The organism is uncultured Alistipes sp. (genome assembly GCF_910580175.1).
In the GTDB taxonomy this organism is placed as follows: domain Bacteria; phylum Bacteroidota; class Bacteroidia; order Bacteroidales; family Rikenellaceae; genus Alistipes.
The window spans coordinates 18424-37519 of the sequence record NZ_CAJTXD010000003.1 but is presented as its reverse complement, the minus strand read 5'-3'; the positions used below and the strand labels follow the sequence as shown (position 1 = coordinate 37519).

Below are 19096 nucleotides of genomic sequence, written 5' to 3'. Positions count from 1 at the left end.
GCGTTCGTGTGCCGTTTCCGATATAATGGAATTCGAAGTATGTTTTTGGAAAACGCCAATCGCAAGGGTTGGATCGAGGTGGTATGCGGTTCGATGTTTTCGGGCAAGACCGAGGAGCTGATCCGACGTCTCAAGCGGGCGCAGTTCGCCCATCTGCGGGTCGAGATCTTCAAGCCCCGCATCGATGTGCGCTACTCGGAGGAAGAAGTGGTCTCGCACGACGCCAACGCCATTCGTTCGACGCCTGTCGACTCGCCGCAGAACATCCTGCTGATGTCGGCCGAGGTCGACGTCGTGGGGATCGACGAGGCGCAGTTCTTCGACGACAGCATCGTCGAGGTGTGCCGGAAATTGGCCGACAGCGGCGTGCGGGTAATCGTGGCCGGACTGGATATGGACTACATGGGCAAGCCGTTCGGCCCCATGCCGGCGTTGATGGCTACGGCCGAATATGTTACCAAGGTGCATGCGATCTGCGTGCGCTGCGGCAACCTGGCCCACCATTCGCACCGGCTGACCAGCGACGAGAAACAGGTCATGTTGGGGGCGCAGGACACCTACGAACCCATCTGCCGCCATTGTTTCAAAGAATTGGTGCGGGCCAAACAAGAATAACAGTGAAAAAATGGAGTTCGATGCAGAGCATCGGATGGAGTGTTAAATTTTTAGAAATGTTATGAAAAATTTGTGTGCGAAATTCGCGATCGTGTTGTCGTTTATGATGGTTTCCATGCCTGCTTCGGCGCAGTTCAACCTGAAGAAGGCGATCGGCGGGGCCGCCAAGGCGACGCAGGCCGTCACGCTGACCGACCAACAGATGGCTGCCTATGTGAAGGAATATATCGACTGGATGGATGCCAACAATCCGGTCTGCGGCGAGGACGATCCCTACACCGTGCGGCTGAACAAGCTGACCGAAGGACTGGCCGATGCCGACGGTATCGCGCTGAACTTCAAGGTCTATAATGTAATCGATGTCAATGCGTTCGCATGTGCCGACGGGAGCATCCGCGTCTTTTCGTCGCTCATGGACATCATGAACGACGAGGAACTGCTGGGCGTGATCGGCCATGAAGTGGGGCACATCGCCCACCGCGACTCGAAGAAAGGATTCCGTACGGCTCTGCTGGCCTCGGCGCTCCGCGACGGCGTGTCGTCGACCGGCGGCAAGGCGGCGCAACTCTCCGAATCGCAGCTGGGCGACCTGGGCGAGGCGCTGACCAGGGCGACCTACTCGCAGAAGCAGGAACGCGATGCCGACGACTACGGCTATGAGTTCCTCAAGCAAGCCGGGAAGAATCCGTGGGCGATGGCCTGCTCGTTCCGCAGGCTGAAAGCGATGCAAGAAGAAGCCGGCGTGCAAAAGAACAGCAAGATCAACCAGCTCTTCTCGACGCACCCCGATCTGGATGCGCGCATCAAGCGTATGGAGGAGCGAGCCACGTGCGAAGGCATCGAACACCCGACGTCGGAAAAATAACGTCTGCCCGACGGCCGGCGGGAACCGGGGGTGCCGTTTAACCGACCGGAAAAACAGAGGAACAGAAATCCAGGAAATCTGACGATTCGGGAACTCTGGAAATCCGGAAAGTCTGGCAAGGGATGTTCGTAAGTTCGAATGTCGAATATCCAAGGAGGGTCGGGCCGGCAAATCCGGCTGATTGTCGGAAAGGAATATTTATTATATGAACCAAGCACCCTTTGCGGGGTGCTTGGTTTGTTTAGGCGGTGCCGGTCGGTTTGGGCAGGGCCTGTTTATTTGATCCACTTCTTCTCGGTACGGTGCTTGAGGAAGTATTGCTGCGATTTGAGCAAGTTGCGCGATTGAAGCACCATGTTCTTGGTCTCGGTAAGGATTGTCAGATAGAGCATCGAAGCTTTGGTGTTTGACTTGGCCTCGTTGATGCGTGTCAGCTCCGACTTGATGGCGTCGGCGATCGATTCGAAGAGCTGGTCGCGCAGGCCCAGCACCATTTCGATGTCCGAGAAGTCGCCGTCGCGCAGCATCAGATTGATGTGGCGGTAGATGGCTTCCACGTCGTCGTTGATCGCCATCAGATCGCGCGTCTGCTCGACGGAGAGTCCCTCGTGGCTGTTGTCGATGTGCTCGAATGCCGGGCGGGTAATGTGTACCAGGGCCTTGGTCATCTCGTTGAGGTAGTCCACGACCTGCACGTAGTAGTGCGCCGTGTTGACGTCGCCGCTCTGGAGCCGTTTGAGAGTCGGCAGCAACGTGTATTTGCGGTCGCGCGACTGGTAGAACAGGTCGTTGGCCTCCTTGACCATGTCGCGCAGCACTTTGTGGTTCTCTTTGAGCACGGCGATCAGGGTGCGGTCGTAGATCTTCGTGGCGTTCTCCATGGTGCAACATACGTCGTCGCGCAGCGAAGCGATGATGTCCTCGTTGGTCTCGGCCTTGATCTCCGCATCGGCGGTCTTGTTTTTCTTGGCGAACTGGCTGCGATAGAGAAACCAGGCGCACAGCACTGTGACGACCACGAACGTAGCTATGCCGCCGTAGATCAGCACCAGACCGACGATGAACGAGATCAGGAAGCCTCCCAATGCTGTGACGAACCACCCGGCGATGACGGTCATCACGCCCGAAATGCGGTAGACGGCGCTTTCGCGGCCCCAGGCGCGGTCGGCGAGCGACGAACCCATGGCGACCATGAAACAGACGTAGGTGGTCGATAACGGCAGCTTGAGCGACGTGGCCAAGGAAATCAACAGGGCCGAGGTGGTCAGGTTGACCGTGGCGCGGATCATGTCGTAGGGGGCGCCGCTGTGTTCGACGTCCTCGTATTCGAACCGTTTGCCTACGGCTGCGCGAATCTTGGCCGGCACGATGCGCTCGATGCCGTTGTTGATGCTCAAAGCGATGCGCACGAGCGTACGCGAGAAGATCGACGAGTCGTAGCGTTCCTGTCCGTCGTCGCCCTGCGCCGAGAGTGACAGCTCGGTTTTGGTAACGCGCAGCACGGCCTCCTTGGACGCCCACAAGGCTACGATCATGATGCCGCCGGCAATCAGCAGGATCGTCATGTTGGCGGGCACGTTATTGGCCAGCGGCGCCATGAGCATCTGCGTGTCGCCTGTGGCCCGGGCGAAGGAATAGGCATCGAAACCGGCGACGGGCACGCCGATGAAGTTTACCAGGTCGTTGCCGGCGAAAGCCAGTGCCAGTGCGAAAACGCCCGAGAGGATCGTGATGCGCAGGATGTTGATCTTGAACCGCTGGATGAAGAACAGCAGCAGTGAACAGATTACCCAGCAGATACCCAAGGCTGCCAGCAGGTGGTTGTTGATCAGTTGGATGAAGGCGTTGCCGGCCAGCAGAGTCTTGAGGCCCTTGAAGACGGCGAAGTAGACGATAGCCGTGAGCGAAACGCCGCACCAGAGCGATCCGAAACGCCGGAAGACGACGGTATAGCGGAACGAAAAGATGACGCGCGAGACGTACATGATGAACGAACCGCACGAAAAGGCGATGACCACGGAAAGGAGGATGGCCGACACGACGCCCATGGCACGCGAGGAATTGATGTAATCGCCCAGCGTGCCGACGCCGAGGGCGGGGTCGCTCGTAATCTTGTAGACCGAGACGGCGACGGCCGAACCCAACAGACAGAAGATCAACGACACGGTGGTCGAAGTGGGCAGGCCCCAAGAGTTGTAGAGGCCCAGCAGGATGACGTTGGCGAACATGACGCCCAGGTAGAGCATCATCACTTCGTGGAATGTGAAGAGTTCGGGGTTGAACATGCCGCTGCGGGCGACCTCCATCATGCCGCTCGACGTGATGACGCCCAAGAGGATGCCCGCCGAAGCGACCAGCAGGATGGTGCGCATCGACGCAGCCTTGGAACCGAGGGCCGAGTTGAGGAAGTTCACGGCGTCGTTGGTAACGCCCACGAAAAGACCGGAAATGGCGAGGATCGCTAAGATGCCGACAATGACGGTGTAGATTTCGCTCATGTTGGGGTAGAGTGCAATAACTGAACAAATGTACTCCAATTTTTTCGACCGCAGATAAGCGACGCCTATTGTTAACGATAATTTAATACACGGAGAAAAACGAAGGAAAGGATATGTTTCTGAAAATGAAAGAAAATAAAAGACGGATTGCTGTCTTGAACCTCGAAAAAGATCGGTTTGTTCTGCTTCGATGAGGTTCGTAAAAAAGCTTCCGGACAGCCCTGCAAAACGCAGGGCTGTCCGGAACATGCAATAAAGAAAGGGCGGAGCGCTACGGCAGCATGTCGCGCGTGGGGACGATGCTCTTGCGTACCAGCGGCCCGTAGTTGCCGTCGGCGTCGACCGCGATGGCGTAGAACGTGCGCTCGGAGTCGAACCTGCCGTAGCCGTCGGCTTGCAGCGCGTCTTTGGTCACTTCGATGCTGGAACCCGAAGAGGTAAGCGCCGTGATGATTTCGGTGTCGGTCAGATATTCATCGCTGAAAGCGTTGTAGGGCACACCGTCGATGCTGTTGAAGTGGGAGACGTACCAGTGCACTGCTTTGTCGTTGACCTGGACTTCGGCGCGGAGCAGGGCGTAGTTGCTCGAATCGGGATCGGGGCCGGTAACCGCGATGCTGAGAATCTCGACCGTAGCCTGGCCGGTGGCTTCGTAGGCACCCGTGGAGAAGGGGAAGATCGTGGGGACGGGCGTGGTAATGCCGCCGGCATAGCCGAACGCGAAGAAGATGTATTCGGTGTCGGCCAGCAGGGCATTGGTGCGGTCGATCAGCTGCTGCCCTTCGAGCAGCACGACGTTGCCGTTGGCCACGACGTACTCCATGAACTGGGTGTCGTTGCCGCCGAATTTGTCGTATTCGGTCTTGCGGATGCAGCCGGCCATGTAGGTCTTGTCCGAATAGGAGGGCGTGACCTGGATCTTGACGCCGTTGATCGAAGTCTCGATGACTTGGACATCGAACGTCATGTCGGTAATTTCGACTGGAAGCGTGTGAGCGATCTCATACGATACTTCGGTGGTGCGTTCGCCCAGGGCGCTGACGCCGAAGACGATCACGGCATAGTCGGAGTTGGCCTCCAGGTCGCCGAAACCCAGGTCGTCGAACGTGTGGAGCTTGCAAGGCCCCGTACGCAGGGCGTCGTGGGCGCTCCAGTCGATGTCGTAACTTTCGGCCCGCTGGATGAATTCTGTGGCGATTTGCTCGGGAGTCGACTCCTTGAGCACCGCGGCGTCGGTAAAGCCTATGTAATAGCGGGTGTCGTTGTTGTCGGGCGTGATCGAAATGGAGAACTCCACCTGCTTGATGTCGGTAAATTCGATCTTGAAATTGCAGGGGTCGGCGACTTGGAACGCCGGCGTAGTGAACGTATAGGTCTCGACACCGGTGGTGGCTTTGCCTGCGGGGCTGACGCCGAAGACGTAGAGCGTGTATTCGGTCTGCGGCTTGAGCACGTTGATGCGGCGGGTGTCGTAAATGCGCGAGAGGATGTTGATGAGCGTGCCGTTGGGATCGACGTAGGCTTGGTAATCGGGAAGCTGGTCCTGTACGAGGTCTTGTAACTCGGCGGCGATCAACTCCTCGGAGGAGGTGTAGTGGGCTTTGAAATCGTCGCTCGACATGAGGTTCCAGGTAAAATAGGCGTCCTCGTCGGAACCTTCGTACTGGATGCGGAACGTGACGCCCGAAGAAGTCAGATCGGAGGTCGAGATGGTGAAATTCTTGTTATCGGGAACGAAAGCCGCCTGCGTGACGGTCAGCGAGGCCGAAATCGTTCCGGATTTCGAAATCGTGACGTCGGCGCTGCGTTCGGCACCCATGTTGGGGTCGGCCGTGAAAGCCACGATGCCTTCGGCCGAGCAGTCGAAGTCATGCAGCCAGGCGGCATCGGCAGAGGCTGTGACAATTCCCTCCCCCTTCGCGGAAGGTACGATGCGATAGGCGATTTGCAGTGCGCCGCCTTCGGCGGATGCGGCGATCGGCTGCGAAGTGATTTCGATGGCCGGTGCGGTCGCTTCATCTGTCTTGTCGTCCTTGCAGGAGACGGTGCCTGCGAGCAGTCCGATGCAGACGCTCAGAAAGGGGAGGTAACGGTTTTTCATAAATCGATGGTTTGAGTATGGATAAGAAAGCTGTCAGGACAAAGATAGCAAAAAAGGCTTAACCGATTCAGTCTTTTGCAAGGTTTTTTTAACAAGGTAACGATCGGTTGCAAAATAACGTAAAATACTTACGATCAATCGGGTAGAAACATGCGTGCGCTATCGAATCGTAAGGGAGCAAAAGTAAAAAAAATGCTATGGATAGCTCGATTTGTCTAAAATTACGTTCTGAATAGTTCGAATTCTGAAAAATATAGACAAGGCGTGTGTTGTCCGACGATCATCCGAAACGCAAAACCGCCTTCGCCGAGCATGTTTTCGGCGAAGGCGGAATGAACGGATAAGCACTCGATCCGGTTTTTGTTCCCGGGCGGGCCGGAGGTGCTGAAGTTCAGGGAGGTGCTGCTTCTTTGGCTCCGTTTTTTATTCCTCGTCGGTGTCGGTGTAGGCCTTGAGCAGTTTTTCCTGCACATCGGCGGGCACTTGCTCGTAGCTGGCGAACTTCATGGTGTAGGTCGCCGAACCTGACGTGAGCGAGGAAAGGGTGGTCGAGTAGCGGTAGAGTTCGGCCAGCGGCACCGTGGCGTTGAGCCGGTCGAAGCCCTTGTCCGACTCCATGCCCAGGATCATGGCGCGGCGGTTCTGGAGGTCGCTCATCACGGCGCCCATGTAGTCGCTCGGTACGAGCACCTCGACGTTGTAGATCGGCTCCATGATCTTGGGGCCTGCGTTGCGGAACGCCTCCTTGAAAGCGTTGCGGGCCGCGAGCTTGAACGAAATTTCGTTCGAATCCACCGGGTGCATCTTGCCGTCGTAGATCACTACGCGGATGTCGCGGGCGTAGGAACCCGTCAGCGGGCCCTCGTCCATCTTCTCCATGATGCCTTTCAGGATCGCCGGCATGAAGCGCGCGTCGATGGCGCCGCCCACGATGGCCGAATAGAATTGCAGCTTGCCGCCCCACGGTAGGTCGTACTCTTCCTTGGTCTTGACGTTGACTACCATGTCGCCTTTGCCCGGCACCTTGTAGTTCTTAGGCTCGGGCATGCCGTCGTAATAGGGTTCGATGATCATGTGCACCTCGCCGAACTGACCGGCGCCGCCCGACTGCTTCTTGTGGCGGTAGTCGGCCTGCGCGACCTTGGTAATGGTTTCGCGGTAGGGAATCTTCGGTGCGGCGTATTCGTAGTCGAGCTTGTTCTCGGCGAGGATGCGCGAGCGCAAGATGTTGAGATGGTGTTCGCCCTGACCCTGGATGATGGTCTGCTTCAGCTCCTTGGAATAGTCGACCAGGATGGTGGGGTCTTCGAACTTGGCGTCGTTGAGTATCTTGCCCAGCTTCTCCTCGTCGCCCTGATCTTTGCACTTGAGGGCGGCGCGGTAGCGCGGCTCGGGGAAGACGATGGGTTCCACGGCCACCGGAGTGCCCGGCGCGGCGAGGGTGTCGTTGGTGCGCGTGCCCTTGAGCTTGACGGTGCAGCCGATGTCGCCGGCCGAAAGCTCGGTTACCTTGATGCGGTTCTTGCCCGCCACGGCGAAGAGCTGCGAGAGCTTCTCCTTGTTGCCCGTGCGGGTGTTGACCAGCTCGGTGCCCTCTGTGATCTTACCGCGGATCACGCGGAAGTAAGTGATTTCGCCGATGTGCTGTTCGATCTGGCTTTTGAAGACGAACGCTGCGGTCGGGGCCTCGGCGTCGGCAGGGAGTTCCTCGCCCTCGGTCGTGAGGAAGGCGGGGGCTTTAAGCGGACCGGGAGCCACGTTGATGATGAACTCCATCAGACGCTTGGTGCCGATGTCGCGCTTGCCGCTGGTGCAGAAGATCGGCATCACTTCGCGGCGCGAAACGCCGATCTTCAGTCCCTGGCGGATGTCGTCCTGCGTGAGGGTGCCCTTGTCGAAATAAAGCTCCATCAACGCTTCGTCGTGTTCAGCGGCCATTTCGACCAGCTCTTTGTTGAGAGCCTTGGCCTTTTCCAGCTCCTCGGCCGGAATCTCCAGCTCCTCGCGGTGGCCGTCGTTGTCCTTGAAACGGTACATCTTCATCATCAACACGTCGATGAACGCATCGAAACCGGCGCCCTGGTTGACGGGATACTGCACGAGGACGGGTTTCACGCGCGAAGCGGCGCGGATCGACTCGAAAGCGGTCTCGAAATTGGCCTTGTCGTGGTCGAGCTGATTGATGACGCCGATGACGGGCTTTTTCAGCAGGCGGGCGTAACGGGCCTGGATTTCGCTGCCCACCTCCCAGCCGTTGACGGCGCTGTAGAGGAACACGCCTACGTCGCCGACCTTGAAGGCAGAGAAGAGGCTGCCGCAGAAGTCGTCCGAACCCGGGCAGTCGATGATGTTGAGCTTGCGCTCCATGAATTCCGTGAAGAGGATCGTCGAGTAGATCGAACGTTTGTATTCGTGTTCGATGTCGGTGTTGTCCGAGAGGGTGTTGTTGGTCTCGATGCTGCCCCGGCGGTCGATGACCTTGCCTTCGAAAGCCATCGCCTCGGCCAGGGTGGTCTTGCCTGTGCCGGGGGCGCCGATCAGCACGATGTTCTTGATCTCTTTGGCTGAATAGTTTTTCATATGACGAGAGTTTTAAGGTTTTTCGGTTTGCTGACTATAAATATACAAAAATTTTGACATAAACAAAAAAATCGCTCCGAGGAACGAGGCGATTTTTAAAAGGGTGAAAATTACGAAGGGGCTTTTGAAAAGACGGCCGGCAGATCGATTCGGAGACGGTCGGCAGATCGATTCGGGGTTGGCGATCGGGCGGAGTGCGGCCGGCTTCGAGGCATCTTCGGGATGTCTCCGAGGTGTCTTTGGGGCATCTTCGGGGTATCGACCGAAATATGTTGCCGGCTTATTTTCCTACGACGGCTTCCAGCTCGTCGACCGTGACGGGTATCTTGCGGTCGCCCAGCATGCGGCAGCCGTCGTCGGTCAGCAGCAGGTCGTCTTCGATGCGGATGCCGCCGAAATCGCGGTAGGCGTCGAGCGCGTCGTAGTCGACGATGCCGCGGTAGAGGCCTTCGGCGCGGCACTTGTCGATGAGCGCCGGGATGAAGTAGATGCCCGGCTCGTCGGTCATTACCGTGCCGGGGCGCAGCCGCCAGGCCGCACGGTAGATGCAGGTGCCCGAGGCGGCGGCACGCTCGGCGATCGACGAGAAGTCGAACGATCGTTCGCCCATGGCCTCGCAGTCGTGGACATCCATACCCAAGCCGTGACCCAGGCCGTGGGGCATGAAGAGCGTCATGGCGCCGGCGGCTACGGCGTCGGCCGCCGAGCCGTGTATGAGACCCGCGCCGATCAAACCCTCGGCGAGTTCGAGACAGGCGGCGTTGTGGACGTCGGTATACATCATGCCGGGTTTGACGATGGCGGCCACGCGGTCGTGGGCCGCAAGGACGATTTCGTAGATTTCGCGCTGCTTCGCAGTGAATTTGCCGCTCACGGGGTAGGTGCGCGTGTGGTCGGAGCAGTAGTTGCCGACGGTTTCGCCGCCGGCGTCGCACAACAGCAGGCGCCCCTCCTCCAGCACGCCGTCGGCGCAGAGGTTGTGGAGCGTTTCGCCGTGCTGCGAGACGATCGAGGGGAACGAAACGCCTGAGCCGCACGACTTGGCGACGCCCTCGATGGCGCCGGCGATTTCGCGCTCGACGACGCCCGGACGGCACATCTTCATGGCGAGCGTGTGCATGTCGTAACCGATGCGGAACGCGCGCTGCATCTCTTCGATCTCCTCGGCGCTCTTGGTCTCGCGCATCTCGGCGACGGCGAACATCAGGTCGACCGACTTGTAGTCGTGGAGCAGCGCGGGCGCGATGCCCAGCAACTCGGAGAGCTGGAGTTTCGTTTCGCCGCGGTAGGGGGGCAGGTAGTGGATGCGGCGTCCCTGGGCGACGGCTTGGCGCAGGCGCTCCTGCAAGGCGGCCAGAGGGAACGTCGCGGCGATGCCGACTTGGGTGCCCAGCTCGCGGAGGGTGGGCTGCGGCCCTGTCCAGATGATGTCTTCGACAGTGAAGTCGTCGCCGAACAACATCTCCTGGCCCGAATCGGCGTCGATCAGCCCGACCAGCGACGGGATGTTCAACCCGAAGTAATAGAGGAACGTCGAATCCTGGCGGAAATAGTAGGTGTTGTTGGGGTAATTGTTCGGTGCCGGCATGTTGCCTGGCAGAAGAATCAATCCGCTGCCGATTTTGGTGCGCAGTTCGGCACGGCGCGAAGCATAGGTTTTTGCGGAAAACATAGGTGTATGTTTTTAATCGTTGGTATTATCCTGTCTTGGCGAAACAGAGCGGCGCCGCGAGTAAATGGATGAAAGATTCGCTATTTATTTTTCGAACCGTTTCAGCCAGTCGAGCGCCGCAGCCTGCCAGCAGGGGCTGTACTCGAAACTGTCGCGCATGCCCCAGCCGTGGCCGCCGACGGGGTAGATGTGCATGGAGGCCTCGATGCCGTGCTGTTTGAGCGCATGGTAATAAAGCGTGCTGTTGACCGGCGGCACGGCGCGGTCGTCGTCGGAGAGCAGCAGGAGCGTAGGCGGCGTCGAGGACGTCACGCGGTTTTCCAGCGAATAGCGTGCCTCGCTCTCGGCATTGCGGCCCTGACCCAGCAAATTGTCGAACGACCCCTCATGCGCCGATCCTTTGCGGGCCGTGATGACGGGGTAGAAAAGGAGGGCGAATGCCGGTTTGGTCTTCGCCAGATTCGACGTCATGGCGGCAAGGTGGCCGCCGGCCGAAAAGCCGGCGATGCCGACCCGTTCGGCGGCGTATCGTCCGGCTCCCGGAACCGCTCCTTTCATGATGCGGAGCGCCTGTTCGGCATCTTCCAGCGGCACTTCGGGGTGGCCCGCAGGCATGCGGTATTTGAGTACGGCAGCCGTGATGCCGTTGGCGGCCAGCCACTCGGCGACGGCGTGGCCTTCATGCTCCATGGCCAGCCGCGTATATCCGCCGCCGGGGCAGATCACGACGGCCAGACCGGTGTTTTCTGCCGGAGCGGCGGGGTAAACGAAGAGTTCCGCCTCGGAGGTGTTGCCGATGCGGCCGGGTGCCGGGGCGGTTTCGGGCGTGGCGATGCCGTTGGAGTGGGGCGCCGTCGAATTGTCCCAGATTTTCAAAGAAAAGACCTGGGTGCTCTCTTGGGCGTTGGCCGCGGATGCTCCGCCACATGCCGTTGCGAGTAGAAAGGCGACGAACCGTTTCATCGGATGCTCGTGGTTTAAATTACGATATTGATGATCTTGCCCGGGACGACGATGATCTTTTTCGGAGCTTTGCCTTCGAGCCATTTTTGCGCTTCGGGCAACGTCACGACGTCGGCCTGGATATCGGCGGGCGATGCGGCGACGGGATACTCTTTCTTGAAGCGGAGCTTGCCGTTGATCGAAACGGGGTACTCGAAAGCGCTGAGGGTCAAATATTTTTCGTCGTATACCGGATAGGCTGCGTCGCACACCGAACCCTCGTGGCCCAGCACCTCCCACAACTCCTCGGCGAGGTGCGGCGCGAAGGGTGCGAGCAACACGGTAAGCGGTTCGAGGACGGCGCGCTTGGAGCATTCGCCCAACTCGTTGAGACAGATCATGAATGCGGCGACCGAAGTGTTGAACGAGAAATTCTCGATATCGTCCGAGACCTTTTTGATGGTCTTGTGCAGCGTGCGCAACTCCTTGTCGGCGGCGGCTTCGTCCGTCAAGAGGAGTTTGCCGTCGCGGTCGAAGAACAGGCGCCAGAAGCGCCGCAGGAACTTGTGCACGCCGTCGATGCCGTTGGTGTCCCACGGCTTGGACTGCTCCAACGGGCCGAGGAACATCTCGTACATGCGCAGCGTGTCGGCGCCGTAGTTGTCGACGATGTAGTCGGGGTTGACGACGTTGTACATCGATTTGGACATCTTCTCGACAGCCCATCCGCAGACATACTTGCCCTCTTCGAGGATGAATTCGGCGTTGTTGAATTCGGGCATCCAGCGGCGGAACGCCTCGGTATCGAGGATGTCGTTCTTGACGATGTTGACGTCGACATGGATCTCCTGCGTCTCGTATCGGTCTTTGAGTCCGAGCGACACGAATTGGTTGGTGCCGACGACGCGATAGACGAAGTTGGAGCGGCCCTGGATCATGCCCTGGTTGACGAGCTTCTTGAACGGCTCCTCCTCGCACACGCACCCCAAGTCGTAGAGGAACATGTTCCAGAAACGCGAATACATCAGGTGGCCCGTGGCGTGCTCGATGCCGCCGACGTAGAGGTCGACCGAACGCCAATAGTCGTTGGCCTCCTTGCCTACCAGCGCCTGGGCATTGTGCGGATCCATATAACGCAGGTAGTAGGCCGACGAACCGGCGAAGCCGGGCATGGTCGACAACTCGTAGGGGTAGCTTTCGGGCGTGTGCCAGCCCTCCGCGCGAGCCAGCGGCGGCTCGCCTTCGGCCGTGGGGCCGAAGTTCTCGATGGGCGGCAGCTCCAGCGGCAGCTTGTCGGCGGAGAGGGGGTAGGCCACGTCGTCCTTGTAGTAGACGGGGAACGGCTCGCCCCAATAGCGCTGGCGCGAGAAGATGGCGTCGCGCAGGCGGTAGTTGACCAGGCGTTTGCCCAGACCGCGGCGCTCGACCTCGTCGAACATCAGAGGGATAGCCTCCTTGACATCCTTGCCGTTGAGGAAATCGGAGTTGATCATGCGCCCTTGCTTGGCGTCGTAGGATTCCTTTTCGAGGTCGCCGCCCTCGACTACGGGGACGATCTCCAGCCCGAAGCGGCGGGCGAAGGCGTAGTCGCGCGAGTCGTGGGCCGGAACGGCCATGATGGCGCCCGTGCCGTAGCCGGCGAGCACGTAGTCGGAGATGTAGATCGGGATGGCCCTGCCGGTAAAGGGATTGATGGCGAACGAACCTGTGGCCACGCCGCTGACGCGTCTGGTCTCGGCGATGCGCTCGCGCTCGGAGCGCTTCTTGGCCTGGGCGATGTACTCCTCGACGGCGGCGCGGTTCCCGGGTGCGGTGAGCTCGCCGACCCACTCGTGCTCGGGGGCGATGACCATGAACGTGACGCCGAAGATGGTGTCGGGGCGCGTGGTAAAGATTTCGAGCTTGCGGTCGGAACCCTCGATGTCGAAGAAGACCTGCGCGCCGACCGAGCGGCCGATCCAGTTGCGCTGGATCTCCTTGAGCGAATCGCTCCAGGCGAGCTTGTCGAGTCCGTCGAGCATGCGCTGGGCGTAGGCCGTGACGCGCAGCAGCCACTGTTTCATGCGCTTCTGCTCGACGGGGAAGCCGCCGCGCACCGACAAGCCGTCGCGCACCTCGTCGTTGGCCAGCACGGTGCCCAGCTGCGGACACCAGTTGACCATCGTGTCGGCGCGGTAGGCGAGGCGGTAGTTCTGGAGCACCTGTTCCTTTTCGGCTTCGCTCATGGCGTTCCATTCGCCGGCCGTAAAGCGTATTTCGGAGGTGCAGGCGGCGTTCAGCCCCTCGTTGCCGCACTTGGAGAAAGCCTCGACGAGTTCGGCGATGGGCCGTGCCTGCTGCGTGTCGTTGCAATAGTAGTGTCCGTACATTTCGAGGAACGCCCACTGCGTCCATTTGTAGTAGGCGGGATCGCACGTGCGCACCTCGCGCTCCCAGTCGAACGAAAAACCGATCTTGTCCAGCTGCTCGCGGTAGCGGGCGATGTTGCGCTCGGTGGTCACGGCCGGGTGCTGCCCCGTCTGGATAGCATACTGCTCGGCGGGCAGTCCGAAGGCGTCGTAACCCATCGGATGCAGGACGTTGAAGCCCTTGAGCCGCTTGTAGCGCGAGTAGATGTCGGAAGCGATGTAGCCCAGCGGATGGCCCACGTGCAGCCCCGCGCCCGAGGGATAGGGGAACATGTCCAGGACGTAGAATTTGGGACGGGTCGGATCGGCGGTCACACGGTAGGTGCCGCGCTCTTTCCAGCGCTGCTGCCATTTGGCTTCGATCTGTCTGAAATCGTATTCCATATCTATATTCTATTTAGCTTGCTATTTTCCTGCGAAGATACGGAAAAACGAAATAAGAATTTAAAAATGAAGATGAAAATTTGATATTCTCGTCGGATCGGAACGGAAAAGGCGTGCCGCCGGAAATGCTCTTTTCAAGGCAGGGCAGGCTTCGGAGCTTCGTTTATTTTGCCGTTTCCCGCTCTTCGCCCGGCTTCCCTTCTATGGTGCGGATCGAGCCGTCGGGTTCGTGGATGAGTTCGCAATATTTGGCCGACCGCAGGGAGGATATGCCGCCCGAGGGAACGCAATCGTGGAAGAAAAGATACCATTTGCCGTTGTATTCGCAGACGGACTGGTGGGTCGTCCAGCCGACGACGGGCGTGAGTACGACGCCCCGGCAGGTAAACGGCCCGTAGGGGCTGTCGCCGGTGGCGTAGCAGATCAGGTGGGTGCTGCCGGTGGAGTAGGTAAAGTAGTAGGTGTCGTTGTGTTTGTGGAGCCATGCGGCTTCGAAGAAACGGTGCGGATCGTCGGACTTCAAGGGGTTGCCGTCGGCGTCGAGGATCGAGATCGGCCGGGGCGGCTCGGCCAGCGACCGCATGTCGTCGGAGAGCCGGGCGATGCGTGGTGCAAGCGCCTGCTGGCCGGGGGCGGGCATGTGCTCTTGTTCCAGCAGCCGGTTGTCGGCGTAACGTTGCAGCTGACCGCCTTGGAGACCGCCGAAGCAGATGTAGAACGTGCCGTTGTCATCGAAGATGGCGGGGTCGATGCTGTAAGTGCCTTCGATGGGTGCAGGGTCGGGAACGAAAGGCCCCTCGGGGTGCTGGCCGATGGCGACGCCGATACGGAAGAGGCCCTGGCGATCCTTGGCGGGAAAGTAGAGGTAATAACGGCTGTCGCGGCGGGCGATGTCGCAGGCCCACAACTGTTTGGAAGCCCACGGCACCTGCTCCAGCGTGAGGATGGCGTCGTGTCGTGCGACGTTGCCGAGGGAGTCGATGGCGAAGTGGGTGTACTCGCGCATGTCGTAGTGGTTGCCGTCGGTGCGGTCGCTAACGGGCGAAGCCCAGTCGCGGGTGCAGTAGACGTGGATTTTGCCGTCGAAGACGTGGGCCGCAGGGTCGGCCGCGAAGTCGGTGCTGTCGAGGTAGCGGGGCCGGTCGGATGCGGTTGTTCCGCTGAATGGAAAGAAGGCGTAGAAAAGGAACGGAAGCCCGAAAGAAAAGAGGGCCATGCGTGTGTTTTTCATGCTGTTGAAGAATTTGAACCGACCGAAAGTAGCAAAAAAACCATTGAAAAACAAAATAAAATAGAAATAATTGGTATTCAATAATATAAGATGTTTAATATAGTTTTTGGTTATTATATTTTGTATTCTATAAATATAAAGTATTGGAAAATCTGTAAAATCGTTGGAAATCGTGCCAAAAAGATGGCGGTATATATGGTATTTCAAAAAAAATGAGTACCTTTGCAGTCCATTTTGGACAATGGAGATAGAATTTTTAACCATTTAAAAGGACAATTTAAGAAATGCCAACTATTCAACAGTTAGTGAGAAACGGCCGTTTGTCGCTGGAGGACAAATCGAAGTCTCCTGCGCTGGCCGCGTGTCCCCAGCGTCGTGGCGTGTGTACGCGTGTGTACACTACGACCCCGAAGAAGCCTAACTCGGCGATGCGTAAGGTGGCGCGTGTGCGTCTGACCAACGGCAAGGAGGTCAACGCCTACATTCCCGGCGAGGGCCACAACTTGCAGGAGCACTCGATCGTGCTCGTCCGCGGCGGTCGTGTGAAAGACCTCCCCGGTGTTCGTTACCATCTTGTGCGCGGTGCGCTCGACTCGGCAGGCGTGGACGGCCGTCGTCAGCGTCGCTCGAAGTACGGTGCCAAACGACCCAAACCCGCAAGCAAATAATCGACAGCGAAAACAAACTTCAACCCGTCTCCCCTTGCGGAAGATGCCGCGCCGGGAGACGACCGATGAAATTCAACATTTTTAATAGCAATGAGAAAAGCTAAGCCAAAAAAGCGAATTCTACTTCCGGATCCGAAGTTCGGAGACGTGGCTGTGACCCGTTTCGTGAACAACCTCATGCTGGATGGTAAGAAGAGTATTGCCTACACCATTTTTTACGATGCGTTGGATATCGTAGGCAAGAAGATGAAGGATGCTGATAAATCTCCGTTGGAAATCTGGAAACAGGCTCTGGAGAACATCACGCCCCAAGTCGAAGTGAAATCGAAGCGTATCGGTGGTGCGACGTTCCAGGTTCCCATGGAGGTTCGTCCGGAGCGCAAGATTTCTATTTCCATGAAAAACCTTGTCCTCTTTTCCCGCAAGCGCGCCGGCAAGACGATGGCAGACAAGCTTTCCGCCGAGATAGTGGACGCCTACAACCAGCAGGGCGCCGCCTTCAAACGCAAGGAGGAGATGCACCGCATGGCAGAAGCCAACAAGGCGTTCGCACATTTCAGATTCTAAAAAGGAGACCCGAAGATGGCAATCAGAGACTTACATTACACCCGTAATATCGGTATCATGGCCCACATCGATGCCGGTAAGACTACGACATCGGAGCGTATCCTTTTCTACACGGGCAAGACCCACAAGATCGGCGAGGTGCACGAGGGCGGCGCTACCATGGACTGGATGGTCCAGGAGCAGGAGCGCGGCATCACGATTACCTCGGCCGCCACGACTGCATTCTGGCAGTACAAGGACAAGCGGTATCAGATCAACCTGATCGACACCCCGGGCCACGTGGACTTTACCGTCGAGGTGGAGCGTTCGCTGCGTGTGCTGGACGGCGCTATCGCTACGTTCTGCGCCGTGGGCGGCGTCGAGCCCCAGTCGGAGACCGTATGGCGTCAGGCCGACAAGTACAACGTTCCCCGCATCGGTTACGTCAACAAGATGGACCGCACGGGCGCTGATTTCCTTTCGGTCTGCGCGCAGATCAAGGAGCACTTCGGCGCTACGGCGCTGCCCGTCGTGCTGCCTATCGGTGCCGAGGATAAGTTCGAGGGTTTGGTAGACCTTATATATAATAATGCGATCTACTACTTCGACGACAAGACCGTCCGCGACAACTTCGAGTTGAAGGAGATTCCCGAGTCGATGAAGGCCGAGGCCGCCGAGTGGCGCGCCAAGCTCATCGAGGAGGTTGCCGCTACGGACGACGCCCTGATGGAGAAGTTCTTCGAGGATCCCGATTCGATCACTCCTGAAGAGTTGCTCGTGGCGATCCGCAAGGCTACGATCTCGATGCAGATCGTGCCGATGCTCTGCGGTTCGTCGTTCCACAACAAGGGTGTGCAGAAGCTCCTGGACTATGTGATCGCATTCCTGCCCTCGCCGCTGGATGTACCCGCTGTGACGGGCATCAATCCCAAGACGGATCAGGAGGAGGTGCGCAATTCCGATGAGAACGATCCGTTCTGCGGTCTTGCGTTCAAGATCGCTACCGACCCGTTCGTGGGGCGTCTGGCTTTTGTCCGCGTTTACTCGGGCAAGCTCGATGCCGGTTCCTACGTGCTCAACGCACGCAGCGGCAAGCGCGAGCGCATCAGCCGCATCTACCAGATGCACGCCAACAAGCAGAACCCGCTGGAGACCGTCGGTGCCGGCGACATCTGCGCAGCCGTAGGTTTCAAGGAGATCCGCACGGGCGACACGCTTTGCGCCGAGAACGCACCCATCGTGCTGGAGCAGATGACTTTCCCCGAGCCGGTAATCGGTCTGGCCGTTGAACCCAAGACGCAGAAAGACCTCGACAAGCTGGGCATCGCCCTGGCGAAACTGGCCGAGGAAGACCCCACTTTCACGGTGCACACCGACGAAGATTCGGGTCAGACCGTCATCAGCGGTATGGGCGAGCTGCACCTCGATATCATCGTCGACCGTCTGCGCCGCGAATTCGGCGTGGAGATCAACCAGGGTGCTCCCCAGGTAAACTACAAGGAGGCTCTTACCACCACCGTACAGCACCGCGAGGTCTTCAAGAAGCAGACCGGCGGCCGCGGTAAGTTCGCCGATATCATCTTCGAGATCGGCCCCGCCGAGGAAGGCAAGATGGGTCTTACGTTCGTCGACGAGGTAAAGGGCGGCAACATCCCCAAGGAATTCATTCCCTCGGTTCAGAAGGGTTTCGAATCGGCGATGGCCAACGGTGCTCTTGCCGGTTACCAGATGGACTCGATGAAAGTAACCCTCAAGGACGGTTCGTTCCACCCGGTCGACTCCGACCAGCTGTCGTTCGAAATCGCTGCCCGCAACGGTTATCGCGCCGCCGCTCCCAAGGCCGGTTCGGTAATCATGGAGCCGATCATGAACGTCGAGGTCGTGACCCCCGAGGAGAACATGGGCGACATCATCGGCGACCTGAACAAGCGTCGCGGTCAGATTACCGGCATGGAGTCGAAAGGCACTGCCCGCGTGGTCAAGGCCAAGGTTCCCCTGTCGGAGATGTTCGGCTACGTGACCGTGCTGCGTACGATTTCGTCGGGCCGCGCCACGTCTTCCATGGAATTCTCGCACTTCGAGGAGGTTCCTGCCAACCTGGCCAAGGAGATCATCGAGAAGTCGAGCGGTAAACGTAAGGATATAGAATAAGCAAAGATATGAGCCAGAAAATTAGAATCAAGTTAAAGTCATTCGATCACAATCTGGTCGACAAGTCGGCCGAGAAGATCGTGAAGACCGTGAAGAGCACGGGTGCCGTCGTGAGCGGCCCGGTGCCCCTCCCCACGCACAAGCAGATTTTTACGGTCAACCGCTCGACTTTCGTCAATAAGAAAGCCCGCGAGCAGTTCCAGCTCTGCACTTTCAAGCGTATTCTGGACATCTACTCGTCGACGCCCAAGACCATCGACGCGCTGATGAAACTGGAGTTGCCCTCGGGCGTGGAGGTAGAGATCAAGGTCTGACGACCGGTCGGAAGTCGGAACGGACTTGATGCGGAAATCCGATGACCGAAAGGCAGCAGGCGTCGAACGCCTGCTGTCCGAGGTCGGAGGAGCGCAATGAAAAAGAAACATCACTTTATTT

General features: G+C 58.6%; 13 protein-coding genes. 6 read left to right on the top strand and 7 right to left on the bottom strand.

Translation table 11 applies throughout. The annotated features are described in order from the left end of the window. Positions 1 to 39 precede the first annotated feature (39 nt). Both QZ298_RS04595 and QZ298_RS04590 read left to right on the top strand, forming a co-directional pair. Positions 40 to 615, top strand: a complete 576-nt coding sequence (locus QZ298_RS04595; protein WP_296005904.1) for a thymidine kinase — start codon at positions 40 to 42, stop codon at positions 613 to 615. A 61-nt stretch (positions 616 to 676) separates the two neighbouring features. Further along, positions 677 to 1480, top strand: coding sequence for a M48 family metallopeptidase (locus QZ298_RS04590; protein ID WP_296005901.1), 804 nt, complete (start codon positions 677 to 679; stop codon positions 1478 to 1480). A 275-nt stretch (positions 1481 to 1755) separates the two neighbouring features. On the opposite strand, the gene QZ298_RS04585 is transcribed toward QZ298_RS04590, so the two are convergent. The 7 genes from QZ298_RS04585 to QZ298_RS04555 form a co-directional block, all read right to left on the bottom strand. After that, positions 1756 to 3978: an inorganic phosphate transporter gene (locus tag QZ298_RS04585; RefSeq protein ID WP_296005898.1), complete on the bottom strand. Its 2223-nt coding sequence runs from the start codon at positions 3976 to 3978 to the stop codon at positions 1756 to 1758. 271 nt (positions 3979 to 4249) lie between these two features. Next, positions 4250 to 6079, bottom strand: a complete 1830-nt coding sequence (locus tag QZ298_RS04580) for a BACON domain-containing carbohydrate-binding protein (protein WP_296005895.1) — start codon at positions 6077 to 6079, stop codon at positions 4250 to 4252. A gap of 423 nt (positions 6080 to 6502) precedes the next feature. After that, entirely contained in the window at positions 6503 to 8659 is a 2157-nt protein-coding gene (locus QZ298_RS04575) for a translation factor GTPase family protein (RefSeq protein WP_296005890.1), read from the bottom strand. A gap of 280 nt (positions 8660 to 8939) precedes the next feature. After that, a complete protein-coding gene (locus tag QZ298_RS04570; protein WP_296005887.1) occupies positions 8940 to 10331 on the bottom strand; it encodes an aminopeptidase P family protein in 1392 nt (463 codons plus the stop codon). A gap of 84 nt (positions 10332 to 10415) precedes the next feature. Then, positions 10416 to 11294 (bottom strand): alpha/beta hydrolase, encoded by an 879-nt coding sequence (locus tag QZ298_RS04565; protein WP_296005884.1) that lies wholly within the window; start codon positions 11292 to 11294, stop codon positions 10416 to 10418. A gap of 14 nt (positions 11295 to 11308) precedes the next feature. Further along, positions 11309 to 14065: a leucine--tRNA ligase gene (leuS, locus tag QZ298_RS04560; RefSeq protein WP_296005881.1), complete on the bottom strand. Its 2757-nt coding sequence runs from the start codon at positions 14063 to 14065 to the stop codon at positions 11309 to 11311. A gap of 163 nt (positions 14066 to 14228) precedes the next feature. Next, positions 14229 to 15296 (bottom strand): family 43 glycosylhydrolase, encoded by a 1068-nt coding sequence (locus QZ298_RS04555; RefSeq protein WP_296005878.1) that lies wholly within the window; start codon positions 15294 to 15296, stop codon positions 14229 to 14231. Positions 15297 to 15580: 284 nt separating this feature from the next. Here QZ298_RS04555 and rpsL point away from each other — a divergent pair, with 284 nt between their 5' ends. From rpsL to rpsJ, 4 genes are all read left to right on the top strand, one after another. Beyond that, a complete protein-coding gene (gene rpsL, locus QZ298_RS04550; protein WP_296005876.1) occupies positions 15581 to 15964 on the top strand; it encodes a 30S ribosomal protein S12 in 384 nt (127 codons plus the stop codon). A gap of 90 nt (positions 15965 to 16054) precedes the next feature. Next, positions 16055 to 16531: a 30S ribosomal protein S7 gene (gene rpsG / locus QZ298_RS04545; RefSeq protein WP_296005873.1), complete on the top strand. Its 477-nt coding sequence runs from the start codon at positions 16055 to 16057 to the stop codon at positions 16529 to 16531. A gap of 15 nt (positions 16532 to 16546) precedes the next feature. Next, entirely contained in the window at positions 16547 to 18661 is a 2115-nt protein-coding gene (gene fusA, locus QZ298_RS04540) for an elongation factor G (protein WP_296005870.1), read from the top strand. An 8-nt stretch (positions 18662 to 18669) separates the two neighbouring features. Then, positions 18670 to 18975 carry a 30S ribosomal protein S10 gene (rpsJ, locus tag QZ298_RS04535; RefSeq protein WP_148468460.1) on the top strand — a complete coding sequence of 102 codons (306 nt, stop codon included), beginning with the start codon at positions 18670 to 18672 and terminating at the stop codon, positions 18973 to 18975. The last annotated feature ends 121 nt before the right edge of the window (positions 18976 to 19096 follow it).

What these genes read in the sequence shown, in the direction of transcription:
- QZ298_RS04595 (WP_296005904.1), top strand. Translation starts at nt 40, where the DNA reads ATGTTTTTGGAAAACGCCAATCGCAAGGGTTGGATCGAGGTGGTATGC.
- QZ298_RS04590 (WP_296005901.1), top strand. Translation starts at nt 677, where the DNA reads ATGAAAAATTTGTGTGCGAAATTCGCGATCGTGTTGTCGTTTATGATG.
- QZ298_RS04585 (WP_296005898.1), bottom strand. Translation starts at nt 3,978, where the DNA reads ATGAGCGAAATCTACACCGTCATTGTCGGCATCTTAGCGATCCTCGCC.
- QZ298_RS04580 (WP_296005895.1), bottom strand. Translation starts at nt 6,079, where the DNA reads ATGAAAAACCGTTACCTCCCCTTTCTGAGCGTCTGCATCGGACTGCTC.
- QZ298_RS04575 (WP_296005890.1), bottom strand. Translation starts at nt 8,659, where the DNA reads ATGAAAAACTATTCAGCCAAAGAGATCAAGAACATCGTGCTGATCGGC.
- QZ298_RS04570 (WP_296005887.1), bottom strand. Translation starts at nt 10,331, where the DNA reads ATGTTTTCCGCAAAAACCTATGCTTCGCGCCGTGCCGAACTGCGCACC.
- QZ298_RS04565 (WP_296005884.1), bottom strand. Translation starts at nt 11,294, where the DNA reads ATGAAACGGTTCGTCGCCTTTCTACTCGCAACGGCATGTGGCGGAGCA.
- leuS (WP_296005881.1), bottom strand. Translation starts at nt 14,065, where the DNA reads ATGGAATACGATTTCAGACAGATCGAAGCCAAATGGCAGCAGCGCTGG.
- QZ298_RS04555 (WP_296005878.1), bottom strand. Translation starts at nt 15,296, where the DNA reads ATGAAAAACACACGCATGGCCCTCTTTTCTTTCGGGCTTCCGTTCCTT.
- rpsL (WP_296005876.1), top strand. Translation starts at nt 15,581, where the DNA reads ATGCCAACTATTCAACAGTTAGTGAGAAACGGCCGTTTGTCGCTGGAG.
- rpsG (WP_296005873.1), top strand. Translation starts at nt 16,055, where the DNA reads ATGAGAAAAGCTAAGCCAAAAAAGCGAATTCTACTTCCGGATCCGAAG.
- fusA (WP_296005870.1), top strand. Translation starts at nt 16,547, where the DNA reads ATGGCAATCAGAGACTTACATTACACCCGTAATATCGGTATCATGGCC.
- rpsJ (WP_148468460.1), top strand. Translation starts at nt 18,670, where the DNA reads ATGAGCCAGAAAATTAGAATCAAGTTAAAGTCATTCGATCACAATCTG.